Here is a 12908-nt window from a genome sequence, read left to right as displayed (position 1 = left end):
ATGTCTCTGGAACAGAAGAGGAAGTACCGGTTGGCCGTCATTCCGGGAGACGGCATCGGCAAGGAGGTCGTCCCGGAAGGCGTGCGCGTCCTGGAGGCCGCGGCGTCGAAGTTCGGGTTCGACCTGCAACTCGATCACTTCGATTTCTCATCCTACGATTACTACGCCAAGCATGGCCGCATGCTGCCGGAGGATTGGAAGGAGCGGATCGGCAGTCACGACGCCATCTTCTTCGGGGCCGTCGGCTGGCCGGACAAGATCCCGGATCACATCTCGCTCTGGGGTTCGTTGCTTCAGTTCCGGCGCGAGTTCGACCAGTACATCAATTTGCGCCCCGTGCGCCTGATGCCCGGCGTTCCGACGCCGCTTGCGAACCGCAAGCCTGGCGACATCGACTTCTGGGTCGTCCGCGAGAATACGGAGGGCGAGTATTCCTCCATCGGGGGCAAGATGTTCCCAGGCACGGAGCGCGAAGTGGTCATCCAGGAGACCGTCATGACGCGCATCGGTGTCGACCGGGTCCTGCAGTTCGCCTTCGACCTGGCCCAGAAGCGGCCGAAGAAGCATCTGACGTCGGCGACGAAATCGAACGGCATCTCGATCACCATGCCGTATTGGGACGAGCGCGTCGAGGCGATGGCCGGGAGCTACCCGGATGTGAAATGGGACAAGTATCATATCGATATTCTGACGGCCCATTTCGTTCTGCATCCTGACTGGTTCGACGTCGTCGTCGCTTCCAATCTCTTTGGCGATATTCTGTCCGATCTCGGGCCCGCCTGTACCGGAACGATCGGTATCGCGCCCTCGGGCAACATCAATCCTCCTGGCCATTTTCCATCCCTCTTCGAGCCCGTTCATGGGTCGGCCCCGGACATCGCAGGGCAGGGCATCGCAAACCCCATCGGTCAGATCTGGGCGGGCGCGATGATGCTCGAGCACCTCGGAGAAAGTGAAGCCGCCGCCGCCATCGTGAGAGCCATCGAGAGCACGCTGAGCGAACGGACGCTGCGGACGCGTGACCTCGGAGGAAACGCCGATACCGGGACGACCGGAAAGGCCGTTGCTGAAGCTCTCAGCTGACGATGTGGCACAAAAAAGAAACGTGGGGCCGGGTGGCCGAGGGCAACCCATGCGGGAGATGATCGTGAAGGACTACAGGATCGCAAGCATTCCGGGCGATGGAATCGGCAAGGAGGTTATTTCCGCGGGCGTTGAGGTTCTCCATGCGCTTGCCGAGCGCGAAGGGACGTTCCGGCTCGGTTTCGAAGCCTTCGACTGGGGTTCGGACTATTACAAGCGGCATGGGATCATGATGCCGGAGGACGGCCTGGAAACTCTGAAGCCATTCGATGCAATCTATTTCGGTGCTGTCGGCGCTCCAGACGTGCCCGATCATATCACGCTCTGGGGGTTGCGCCTTGCGATCTGCCAGCCCTTCGACCAGTACGCGAATGTGCGTCCGACCCGAATTCTGCCGGGCATCGAAGGACCGTTGCGCAATGTCGGATCAAAGGATCTCGACTGGGTGATCGTCCGCGAGAATTCGGAGGGTGAGTACGCCGGCCAGGGCGGGCGTTCACACCGAGGATTGCCGGAAGAGGTCGCTACGGAGGTGACGATCTTTACGCGGGCCGGCGTGACGCGGATCATGCGATTTGCGTTCGAAATCGCCCGTTCCCGCCCGCGCAAGCTCCTGACGGTCGTCACGAAGTCCAATGCACAGCGGCATGGCATGGTCATGTGGGATGAAATTGCCGCCGAGGTTGCGGCGGATTATCCTGATGTGACCTGGGACAAGATGCTCGTCGACGCCATGACGATGCGCATGACGCTCAAGCCCTGGACCCTCGATACCATCGTGGCTACCAATCTGCAGGCCGACATCCTGTCCGACCTCGCGGCCGCTCTCGCGGGCTCGCTCGGCATTGCGCCGACGGCGAATCTCAACCCCGAGCGGAGATTCCCATCGATGTTCGAGCCGATCCATGGCTCTGCATTCGACATCACGGGGAAAGGGATCGCCAATCCGATCGGGACTTTCTGGTCGGCCACCATGATGCTGGAGCATCTTGGAGAAAAGGCCGCCGCCGACCGCCTCATGAGAGCCATTGAGCGGGTCACGGCGGATCGCAATCTACATACGCCCGATCTCGGAGGGACCGCGACGACACGCCAGGTCACGGATGCCGTGATTGCCGCCATTCTCGGCGACAATGAATGAAGCGAGGGGGGCTCTTCACAAAGGAAGCCTCCTGCGCATCTCGCCGAAGAGGCATGGTGTCGTGACGAAGGCGGAAACGCCCTGCCGTCAGGTATAATAGATCGAGATTCTCCGCCCCTGGACCTCCTGAACCTCGACATCCATCTCATAGATGTCGCGGATTGCTTCGCTCGTCATGATCGCGCGGGGCGAGCCGTGCCGGATGACGGATCCATCGCGCATGGCCACGATGTAGTCCGAGTAACAGGAGGCGAAGTTGATGTCGTGGAGAACGAGGACGATGGTCTTGTCGAGGATGTCGGCCGCTCGACGCAGAAGCTTCATCATGCCGACCGCGTGCTTCATGTCGAGATTGTTCAGGGGTTCGTCGAAGAGAACGTAGTCCGTGTCCTGGCAGAGCACCATGGCCACATAGGCGCGCTGGCGCTGTCCGCCCGACAGTTCGTCCAGGAAACGCCCGGCGAGACCTTCCAGCCCAAGAAAGCCGATCGCCTTGTCCACGTGCGCGCGGTCTTCGGCCGTCAGGCGGCCTTTCGAATAGGGATAACGGCCGAACTCGACCAAGTCCCGAACCGTCAGCCGCGAGCCGACGCGATTGTCCTGTCTGAGGATGGACAGACGCTTCGCCAAGACATCCGAAGGGGTCTTGGTCACGTCGAGACCATCGACCCGGACCGTTCCTGACGTCATAGGTGCAAGTCGACTGATCATCGACAGGAGCGTGGACTTGCCAGCGCCGTTCGGACCGATAATGGACGTAATGCCGCGACGCGGGATCTGCAGCGATACGTCCCACACGACGATGGTATCGCCGTAGCTCTTTCGGATGTTGGAGATCTCGATCAACGGGAGGATCCTCTGATCAGGAGGGCCAGGAAGACGATCCCGCCCAGAAATTCGATAACGATGCTCAAGGCGGTATCAAACGCGAAGACCCGCTCGAGGATGAGCTGACCACCGACGAGGAAGATCACGGCGAGCAGCGCCGCGACAGGCAGCACGAACCGATGTCCGTGTGTTCCCGCCAGAGGATAAGCGAGATTGGCCACCAGAAGTCCGAAGAAGGTCACGGGCCCCACAAGGGCGGTCGATACCGACACGAGGACCGCCACGAGCATAAGGACGACCGTCGTCACGCGGTTGTGATCGACACCCAGGTTGATGGCAGCCTCACGGCCAAGGGCCAGTACGTCGTAGACGTGGATGAGCCGCCATCCGATGATCGATACGATGAAGACGGCAACGGCCGAGACTCCGAGGAGATTGCTGTCGACGTTATTGAAGTTGGCGAACAGGCGGTCCTGGAGAAGCACGAACTCGTTGGGATCGATGATCCGTTGCATGAAGCCGGAGAGACTGCGAAACAGAACGCCGAAGACGATTCCCACCAGCACCAGCAGGTGAAGGCTGCGACTGCTGCCCGAAAAGAGCCAGCGATAGAGAAGGCTTGAGAACGAGACCATCGCGGCGACTTCGCATCCGAAGAGCAGGCGCGGGTCCAGGGCCGCCACATGAGCAGAGCCGAGCGTAAAGATCAGGCTTGTCTGGATGAGGACATAGAGCGCATCGAAACCCATGATGGAGGGCGTCAGGATCCTATTGTGGCTCACCGTCTGAAAGAGAACGGTCGAAACCGCGATGGCGTAGGCGACGAGAACCATCGCTACGACCTTCATGCCGCGAAAAGCCAGGATGAAGTCCCAGCGCCCTTTCGCATTCAGCGTCATGAACAGCACGATCACGCCGATCGCCATCGCGGCGAGGATCAGGCATATGCGGGCAGGCTTACTTTGTTCACGCAAGGCGGTCGCGCCCCTGAAGCAGGAGGAACAGGAACAAGCCGCTGCCGACGATGCCCATGATGGTTCCGATCGGAATCTCGTAAGGGTAGTACGCCACTCGCCCGACAATGTCGCAGACCAGGACGAGACCCGCTCCCAAAAGGGCGATCCAGGGCAGCGAGCGACGCATGTTGTCTCCGATCATCAGGCTGACGACATTCGGAACGATCAGGCCGAGGAACGGCAGCATGCCGACGGTCACGACGATGGTGGCCGTCACCATTGCGACAATGACGAGGCCCAGCGATACGATGCTGCGGTATCGCAGGCCCAGATTGGTGGCGAAGTCCCGTCCCATCCCGGCCAGCGTCAATCGGTCGGCGGCGAGATAGGCGAAGATCGTCAATGCGGACGCAACCCAGAGCAGCTCGTACCGCCCACGCAGAACGCCGGAGAAGTCGCCGGTGGTCCAGGCATTCACCGATTGCAGCAGATCGAACCTGTAGGCGAAGAACGTGGTGATCGCGCCGACGATTCCACCCAACATGACGCCGACGAGCGGTACGGTCATCGCGGAGCGGAGGGGCACAAGTTTGAGGATGCGCAGGAACAGAGCTGTCCCTGCGAGCGCGAATCCGGAAGCGACCAGCATCTTCACAAGGACCGGCGCTTCCGGTGCGAACAGAGTGACGACGAGGAGACCGAGGCTTGCGGACTCGACCGTCCCTGCAGTGGACGGTTCCACGAACCTGTTGCGGGTCAGCATCTGCATGATCGTTCCGGCCACCGCCATGGCAGTCCCGGCCAGGATGATAGCCAGGGTCCTGGGAATTCGGGAAATCAGCAGGATCTGTGCGGCCTGTTGCCCTTCCTTCGGTGAGAAAAGTGCGGACAGCGACAGATCGCCGACGCCGATCAGCAGGCTGATCAGTGCCAGAACGATAAGCATGGCCGTAGCGACGAGGAGGCGTTTCACGATGGTTCCGGAGCGCTCGCGCCGAGCAGATCCCATTTGGAGGATTTCAGATGACGAAGCAGATCACCTGTGGGTGATCCGCAATAGTGGCATGCCCTGATGAGTTGGTCGGTTCAGGACTATGGCTTGGTGATTGCCTTCCGGATCTGGTCCACGCTGCTCTGAAGGGCGGTCAATCCACCGCCGACCAGATACCAGTTGGCAGGATCAAGGTAGACGACCTGATTGTTCTTCCGGGCCTTGGTCTGGGCAACGAGATCGTTGTCCAGAACCTTCCTGGCTGCACCGTTGCCTCGACCCGTCGCCGCATCCCGGTCGATCACGAAGAGCCAGTCGGGATTCGTCTTGAGGATGAATTCCGCGTTGATGGCCTGGCCGTGGTTCGTCGTCGCCAGTCCCTCGACGGCCGGCACGATCCCGAAATCGGTGTGCAGGACCCCGAAGCGCGAGCCGGGTCCATAGGCGCTCATCTTGCCGCCGGTGGTGAGGACAAGGAGACCTTTGCCGGCCCTCGATGCGTCCTGTTCAAGGGACGCAATCGATTGCTCGAGCCGGGCGACCTGCGATGCCGCCTCGGGCTGCCTGTCGAAGATCCTTGCCAGGATCTGAGCATTCCGCACGACGTTGCCGACATAATCCTTCGGGTCGATCGTCATGTCGATCGTCGGGGCGATCTTCGCCAATGTGTCGTATTTGGCGCTGGAGCGTCCTCCAACGATGATCAGGTCGGGTTCGGCGGCATTCACCGCTTCGTAATCCGGTTCGAACAGCGTGCCGACCTTCTCGTATTTGTCCGAGCCATACTTTGCGAGATATTCGGGGAACCGGGCCGTCGGAACGCCGCTCACCTCGACTCCGAGCACGCTCAGGATGTCGAGCGAAGCAAGATCGAAGGCGAGAACTTTCTTCGGCTTCAGAGGAACCGTCGTCTCGCCCTTGGCGTGCCGGACCTTGATATCCTCCGCGTGGGCGCCTGCCGTCAGGAGGCCGAGCGCAAGTGCACCCGCAACCATTGCAGTCAAAGTACGAGTAAGGCGGGCAGGAATATGCGTCATGGCGTTGCTCTCCAGGAATAGAATCAGGGACCGATAGGCGGGATGTCAGTCGTTCATATGATCGTGGCCGCCGACACGGCCGGGGCGCCAGTAGCCCTCCGCCGAGATCTGATCGCGGGACAGCCCCCGGGCGATCAGGGTGTGTCGCTGGCGCCGGACATTGCTCGTTTCCCCGATGATATAGGCATGGCCCTTGCCGGAGGGCAGAAGGAAATCCCGGATCACGCCGTTCATGAGTTCGCTCGGGCCGGCAGGGGCGCCATTGCGGTGGATCCAACGAACGGCGGCATCCGCTTTGGTCTGAAGAGCGATCTCACCGCGCTTGTCGTTCGTCTCGATGAAGGCAAAAGCCCGGGCGCCTTGCGGCATGGCTTCAAGGATATGGGCGATGGCCGGGATGCAGGTTTCATCGCCGGTCAGGAGGTGCCAATCGGCATCGGGACGCAGCACGGTTCCCCCTCGCGGGCCTTTCACCTCGATCGTATCGCCGGTCTTCGCCTGTCGGGCCCAAGTCGGGGCCGGCGTATCGCCATGAAGGAGGAAATCGACGCTGATCGTTCCCGCGGCACGATCCAGATTGCGGATCGTATAGTCCCTCCGTCCGGTCCCCCCGTCCGGAAGAGGAACCATCATGACGATGGCTTGCCCAGGCTTATAGGCGAAGGCGGCGATGTCGTCCGCCGTCAGAACCACGCGGCGCATATCGGGATCCACGTTGAAGCTGTCGAGGACTCGAAGGGTCCAGCTCCGCAGCGGAGGCCTTTGGTGCGCCTGTGCACGGGCGTCCGGTCTGTTGTCGTCCATCGTGCTTGTTCCTGTTTCTGCGACTGCGATCGGCAGCGGGAGGAGAAAAGATCGCCCATAGGTTCAGAAGGTGGCCGACATGCTCAGCCAGAGGCGACGCCCTTCGACGACCGTATTGTAGTCGGTGGGTTGGACTTCCTTGTCGAAGACGTTGTAGATCGCCGCATTCAGGGTCAGCTGCTCCGTGAAGTCGTAGGTCAGACCGACATCCATCGTAGCGTAGGCGTCGTATTTGCGGCCCGCCATGCCGTTGATGATCACGGGTGTGCCGTTCGTACCGATGCGGGCGCCGCCGATGATCTCGGAGCCGTGGTAGTTCACGACGGCCCATGTCGCCAGACCGGCAACCGGTGTGACCCAATCCACGCGCGCATTGGCCATGTGCCTGGGTGTGCGGGCGAGCGGGAAGCCCGCATAGTCGCCTGTCCGCTGCTCGGAATCCGTGAAGGTGTAGCTGCCGCGGATCGAAAGCGTATCGGTGGCCCGCCAGGTAGCGGCCAGCTCGACGCCTTGGATCACCGCGTCGTCGATGTTGTAGTTGTACCAGAGACGGTAGTTCGGATCGTCCGACCAGCGCACCGGGTTGCCGGCATCGTCCAGCGCCAGGGCATTGCTGATCTTGTCCTTGAAGTCGGTGTAGAAATAGGTCGCGCTGGCGGTAAAGCCGTTCAGGTTGTCCCACACCGCTCCGATCTCGTAACTGGTGCTGGTCTCGGCCTGCAGGTTCTCATCGGCGATGATGACGCCGCAAGTCCCGTTCGGGCCGTAGGAGCAGCCCGCGCCGCCGGTCGTGTAGGCGTAGCCCGGTGCGATCTGGCGGATTTCCGGGGCGCGGAAACCGGTCGAGACGCCGCCTTTGACCGTCAGGTTCTCGGTGGCGTGCCAGACCGCATAGCTGCGCGGGCTGAAATGCGCGCCGTAGATCTCGTGCTGATCCATGCGCAGGCCGTTCGTGATCGAGAAGGCATCGGAGAGACGCCACTCGTCTTCGGCGAAGAGGGCCCATTGGTTGATCTCGAACGTCTCGTCGACATTGGTGCGGCGGCCGGGGTTCTGATCCGTCAGCATCGCATTGGACCATTGGCCCCCCGTCACCAGGGTATGGGCGCCGAAGAACTCGAAGGGCGTCGTGAACTTGCCGTCGACGATCGTGTTCCTGATCTCGGGCGAGCGGGGGTTCTTGTCGAAGAGCGAGGTTGCGGGATTCTCCTTGTAATTCCTGCGCTCCGCCCATTCCTGCAGGATCGAGACGTTGGAGGTCGTGGGGCCCCAGCGGCCCTCATGGCTCAGCGACCAGTATTTGCGGTCGTTGAGATTGTACGTATCGCTGTCGGTGACCTCGAGCGTGCCCCGTTTCGAAGCGTCCCTGCGGATTCGCGTGAAGCCGCTCTCCAGCATCACGTCCTGCCTCTCGTCGGGCGCGAGGGTCAGGCGCCCGCCGAGATTGCCCTCGCGCGCTCCGGTGATGCCGCTGAGCAGGTCGTCCTCGCCCCGGCCGAAGCCCCGGCCCCAGAGCTGAAGCCCCAGCATCCGGTGAATCAGCGGGCCGCTCGCATAGAAGGAGCCCTGAGCCGAATTGCCGAATTCATCGTGCTGCTGGAGCGACCCTTCGGTCGTCACCGTGCCGCTCCACGCGTCGGACACTTTGCGCGTGATGATGTTGATCACGCCGCCCATGGCGTCGGAGCCGTAGAGCGACGACATGGGGCCGCGGACGACTTCGATGCGGTCGATGGCGGACATCGGCGGGATGAAGCTCTGTTCGAATCCCGCGCTGCCGTTGGTGCGGGAATCCCGGGTATTCTGGCGCTTTCCGTCGATGAGGATCAGCGTGTAGGTGCCCGGAAGACCGCGGATGAAGATGTCCTTCTCGTTGGCGACGCCGGTCACCGCGACGCCCTGAACTTCCTTCAAGGCGTCCGTCAGGTCGCGAAAGTCGCCCTTCGCGAGTTCCTCGCGGGTAATGACCGAAATGCTCGCCGGAGCATCCTTGACGCTTTGCTCGAAGCCGGATGCCGTCACGACGATCTGATCGAGAGAGATGACGTTGCCCTCGGCAGCGTCCACGGGCATGTCGGCCGTCTGAGCCATCGCGGACGAGGCGACGAGGAGCGCAGCCGACAGACTGCACGACGCGAGAAGAGCAAGACGGCGGGCCGCTCTTTCATGACTGCCGAAACCGGTGCCGATATCCTTCCGAACCACCGCGTCAAACCCCATCATTCGCCCCAAACTCATGAAAAAACCAAGTGATGGGAGCTACTAGGTTCTGCGGAAGTGGAGGGTCAACGGCTATGTTTGAGAGTCGTTCTGAGTTCAGGAAATCGCAATTTGTAATGCCTCTAAAGTGTTCCTGCGCGGCTTGAAAGATGTGCGAAAATGAGAAATAGGCAGCGGAACTCGAGAATATGACAAATGACTTTCCGGTGCCCGTGGCGCGGCTTTGAAAAAGGATTGTTTTGGATTCTGCATTACAGGAACCTGGCCCGAAGCTTGGGCGTCTTCGCCTTCTTCTGGCTCTCGACGCGTTGCTCGTGGAGGGCAGCGTCAACCGCGCCGCCGAACGGCTCGGAATGAGCGCTCCCGCGATGAGCAGACTCCTTGGCCAGATCCGGGACGTCTATGACGATCCGATCTTCATTCGCTCCTCCCGCCGTCTGATCCCGACCCCCTTTGCAGAATCCATGCGCCAGCGGCTGCGCGCCCTGGCGGCGGAAGCGGAGGCGCTGTCCCGCCCGCAGGAGCGGGAGAAGCCCATGGTCGGCGCCGCCATGGATCCCGCCGATTGGGCTCGGCCTCCGATGGTCGAAGCGGCTCCGCTGGCCGCCCGACGGAGCATCCTGCTTGAAGGCGAACCGTCTCCCGAAGCCTTCGCGCGCAAGCTCGCGTCGTTCGGGACCTCGGAGGACACGCGCAGGCGGCTTGCCAAGCACATCGCGACGCTCGGAGCGGGCATCGGGCATAGCCGCCCTCTCACCGCCGACGAGGCGGAGGATGCCTTCTCGATCATTCTCGACGGCGAAGCCGATCCCGTGCAGATCGGAGCGCTCCTGTCCGTCATGAATTTCAGGGGCGAGACCGCAGCCGAACTGGCCGGATTGGTCCGTGCGGCCCGCGCTCACCTGCAAGCGGCGCGCCCGGGCGCAATGTCCGTCGATCTGGACTGGCCCTCCTATATCTCACCGAAATCCCGCAGAATGCCCTGGTTCCTGCAGGCGGCATTGCTGCTGGCGCAGGCGGGGCACAGGATTCTCCTTCATGGCCTCGATGGGGGAGGCGGCACGCGGGCGAAGCTCGCATCCGCCGCAGCCGCCATCGGCATCCCGGTCAGCGCGACCACGGCGTCCGCCGCCGAGACGATCGCCAGGCAGGGCATTGCATATCTGCCCGTGGCCGCCATGTCGTCCCAGCTCCATCGCCTGCACATGCTGTACGGCCTCTTCGAGACGCGCTCGCCGGTGAATTCGCTGATGCCGCTGCTCAACCCTCTCGCGGCGCCCGCCATCATGATGGGGGTCGTCCGTCCGGCCTATCGCGAATTGCACTGCGACGCGGGAGCTCTCCTGGGTTACGGCAACCTGACCGTCATGGGAGGGAGCCGCGACGCCGCCGAGGCCACGCCGTTCCGTTCGAGCACGCTCCTCCGGCGCGCCGGCGGACGAACGGAGACACTCTTTCTGCCTGCCTCGCCGGAGCCGATGGCTTATCCGCCGACGGGAATGACGAGCATCGAATACTGGCGCGGGGTCTGGGATGGAACCGTGGACGACGAGCGCGCCACGGCGATCATCGGTTCCACCGCGGCGATCGCGCTCCTCACCATGAGCGGCGCAGGCGCAGATCGTCTCGATGCGTGCCTGATCGCGGCAAGGGGCCTCTGGGAGAGGCGGCGGAAGGATCTTCCCGAGAGGCTCCATCCCGGGTCGAAGACGCCTGCGCACTGAATCCCGAGGCCTCCACCGGTCTCAGCCGGGATATCGATGAAGGGCGTCACCGTCAGGGCCCCATCGCCCGCCGCTCGTACGAATGATGAAACCGAACGGGCTGTTGAGATGTTTCCCTCTGTCTCGCCTGCGCAAATGGCTCCGGAGCAGCCTGCAGGGTATTTCGCGCGGCGCGAATGTGGATGGATTGGTGGCTGCGGCCTCCGATCGCCGGTCCATCGCAGGGAGGAACCTGCCTGACCGCGGCCCATGCGCGCCGGGCCGCTCGGGATCAAGGTCGCCTCGCAGGTCGCGGGAGGGAAGATGGCGGTCTTGGAATCTCCAGGCTTGGAATCTCCAGGCGGGCCGGACGATCCCGGCATCATCGACACACGCGATCTGACGAGACGCTTCGGGGAACTGGTCGCGGTCGACGGCGTGTCTCTGCATGTGCGGCCGGGAGAGATTTTCGGCCTGATCGGCCCGAACGGGGCCGGAAAGTCCACGCTCATCAAAATGCTGACGACGCTTTTGCCGCCGAGTTCCGGCTCGGCCTCGGTGGCGGGCTTCGACGTGATTCGCCAGCCCGCCAAGGTGCGCGCGCATATCGGCTACGTGCCCCAGCTCCTTTCGGCGGACGGGGCGCTGACAGCCTATGAAAATCTGCTCCTCTCGGCTCGCCTCTATCGCGTTCCCGGACGGCAGCGGCAGGCGCGCATCGCCTCGGCTCTCGAACTGATGGATCTGAAAGACGCTGCCCATCGTATCGTCGCGGGCTTCTCGGGCGGCATGATCCGGCGGCTCGAAATCGCCCAGAGCATGATTCATGAACCCGAGGTGCTGTTCATGGACGAGCCGACGGTCGGGCTCGATCCGGTGGCGCGCCGGACCGTCTGGAACCATGTCCGGGAATTGCGGGCAAGGCTCGGCACCACAATCCTGATCACGACGCATCTGATGGAGGAGGCCGACGAATTATGCGACCGCATCGGCGTGCTCCATGCGGGCAAGCTCCAGGAGGTGGGTTCACCCCAGGACCTGAAGGCGCGGATCGGCCCGGAGGCGACCCTCGACGACGTGTTTGCCGCAATCACCGGCACGGAGATGGCCGCCGGAGGATCCTATCGTGACATCAGGCAGACCCGCGCCAGCGCTCGCGCCCACTCGTGAGCCTTCGCCGCCAGCCCTGATCGCTGGCTACCTGACTCAGACCCACGCCGTGGCGGACGCCGAAATCCGCAAGCTCATGCACGATCCGAGCGAGCTTCTGACACGGGCGCTTCAGCCGGCCATCTGGCTGCTGCTGTTCGGCCAGGTCATGGCGCAGGTGCGGGGCATCACCAACGGGGAACGCTATCTCGATTTCCTGGCGCCCGGCATCCTTGCCCAGAGTGTTCTGTTCGCGGCCATCTTCTACGGCATCGCCGCGATCTGGGAGCGCGACCTCGGCGTGCTTCACCGCTATATGGTCAGCCCTGCGCCCCGAAGTGCGCTCGTTCTCGGCAAGGCCGCGTCATCGGCCATACGGGGCATATCCCAGGCGGTCATCGTCTATGCTCTCTCGGTCCTGATCGGAATCGGCGTGTCGTTCGCGCCGCTCCATATCCTCGGCGTGGCGCTCTTCATCGCGATCGGATCGGCCCTGTTCTCGACCTTTTCCCTGATCATCGCGTGCATCGTGAAGACCCGTGAGCGCTTCATGGGCATCGGCCAAGTGCTGACCATGCCGATCTTCTTTGCCAGCAATGCGATCTATCCGATCGAACTCATGCCGGAATGGCTCAAGGCCGTGTCATCCGCCAATCCGCTGACCTATGAGGTCGACGCCCTTCGCGCCCTCATGCTGGCGGACGGAACGAGCCGGTATGGACTTGTCCTCGACTTCGCCGTGCTGACGGCCGTCACGGCGCTGCTCGTTGCCGTTGCCGCGCGCATGTATCCCCGCCTGACCGCTTGAATGCGACAGGATCCACCCTTTCGAAGGCGGCCACAGGGTTTGTTCTCGAGCCGGCATGAGGATCGCAGCGCCGTCGCGCCGCTTCCGGCCATGTCCGTTTCTGTCAAGCGGCTGTCCTCTCCGATCAAGCGCGCCGTCTTTGCACCTCTAGAATGCTGCGTGCGTGCCGACCCGGCAGGATCGTCCCG

The 12908-nt window shown here is 62.6% G+C and carries 11 protein-coding genes; 5 read left to right on the top strand and 6 right to left on the bottom strand.

Features of this window, described 5'->3' with window-relative positions; all coding sequences use genetic code 11:
- Both RE429_RS18790 and RE429_RS18785 read left to right on the top strand, forming a co-directional pair.
- Nucleotides 1-1083: a tartrate dehydrogenase gene (locus tag RE429_RS18790; RefSeq protein WP_414472186.1), complete on the top strand. Its 1083-nt coding sequence runs from the start codon at nucleotides 1-3 to the stop codon at nucleotides 1081-1083.
- A 64-nt stretch (nucleotides 1084-1147) separates the two neighbouring features.
- On the top strand, nucleotides 1148-2224 hold the full coding sequence (locus RE429_RS18785) for a tartrate dehydrogenase (protein ID WP_414474254.1): 1077 nt from the start codon (nucleotides 1148-1150) through the stop codon (nucleotides 2222-2224).
- A gap of 87 nt (nucleotides 2225-2311) precedes the next feature.
- Here RE429_RS18785 and RE429_RS18780 read toward each other — a convergent pair whose 3' ends face one another.
- The 6 genes from RE429_RS18780 to RE429_RS18755 all read right to left on the bottom strand — a co-directional run bounded on the left by RE429_RS18780 (nucleotide 2312) and on the right by RE429_RS18755 (nucleotide 8931).
- Nucleotides 2312-3070: an ABC transporter ATP-binding protein gene (locus RE429_RS18780; RefSeq protein WP_414472185.1), complete on the bottom strand. Its 759-nt coding sequence runs from the start codon at nucleotides 3068-3070 to the stop codon at nucleotides 2312-2314.
- On the bottom strand, nucleotides 3067-3978 hold the full coding sequence (locus RE429_RS18775; protein ID WP_414474253.1) for an iron chelate uptake ABC transporter family permease subunit: 912 nt from the start codon (nucleotides 3976-3978) through the stop codon (nucleotides 3067-3069). Before RE429_RS18775 ends, RE429_RS18780 begins: the two co-directional genes overlap by 4 nt.
- 40 nt (nucleotides 3979-4018) lie before the next feature.
- Nucleotides 4019-4981 (bottom strand): ABC transporter permease, encoded by a 963-nt coding sequence (locus tag RE429_RS18770; protein ID WP_414472184.1) that lies wholly within the window; start codon nucleotides 4979-4981, stop codon nucleotides 4019-4021.
- Nucleotides 4982-5100: 119 nt separating this feature from the next.
- Nucleotides 5101-6036: a siderophore ABC transporter substrate-binding protein gene (locus tag RE429_RS18765; protein WP_414472183.1), complete on the bottom strand. Its 936-nt coding sequence runs from the start codon at nucleotides 6034-6036 to the stop codon at nucleotides 5101-5103.
- Nucleotides 6037-6081: 45 nt separating this feature from the next.
- Nucleotides 6082-6840: a siderophore-interacting protein gene (locus RE429_RS18760; protein WP_414472182.1), complete on the bottom strand. Its 759-nt coding sequence runs from the start codon at nucleotides 6838-6840 to the stop codon at nucleotides 6082-6084.
- Between the two features lie 63 nt (nucleotides 6841-6903).
- Complete coding sequence (locus RE429_RS18755) at nucleotides 6904-8931, bottom strand: TonB-dependent receptor domain-containing protein (RefSeq protein ID WP_414474252.1); 2028 nt, start codon at nucleotides 8929-8931, stop codon at nucleotides 6904-6906.
- Nucleotides 8932-9299: 368 nt separating this feature from the next.
- Here RE429_RS18755 and RE429_RS18750 point away from each other — a divergent pair, with 368 nt between their 5' ends.
- The 3 genes from RE429_RS18750 (at nucleotide 9300) to RE429_RS18740 (ending at nucleotide 12720) form a co-directional block, all read left to right on the top strand.
- A complete protein-coding gene (locus RE429_RS18750; RefSeq protein ID WP_414472181.1) occupies nucleotides 9300-10784 on the top strand; it encodes a glycosyl transferase family protein in 1485 nt (494 codons plus the stop codon).
- Between the two features lie 327 nt (nucleotides 10785-11111).
- Entirely contained in the window at nucleotides 11112-11933 is an 822-nt protein-coding gene (locus RE429_RS18745; protein WP_414472180.1) for an ABC transporter ATP-binding protein, read from the top strand.
- A complete protein-coding gene (locus tag RE429_RS18740) occupies nucleotides 11890-12720 on the top strand; it encodes an ABC transporter permease (protein WP_414472179.1) in 831 nt (276 codons plus the stop codon). The genes RE429_RS18745 and RE429_RS18740 overlap by 44 nt, the downstream gene beginning before the upstream one ends.
- Nucleotides 12721-12908: the final 188 nt, after the last annotated feature.

The sequence above is a fragment of the Microvirga sp. M2 genome (assembly GCF_047497095.1).
Classification (GTDB): domain Bacteria; phylum Pseudomonadota; class Alphaproteobacteria; order Rhizobiales; family Beijerinckiaceae; genus Microvirga.
Note: the sequence above shows the minus strand (reverse complement) of the source record. Positions and strands in the feature narration are given on the sequence as shown.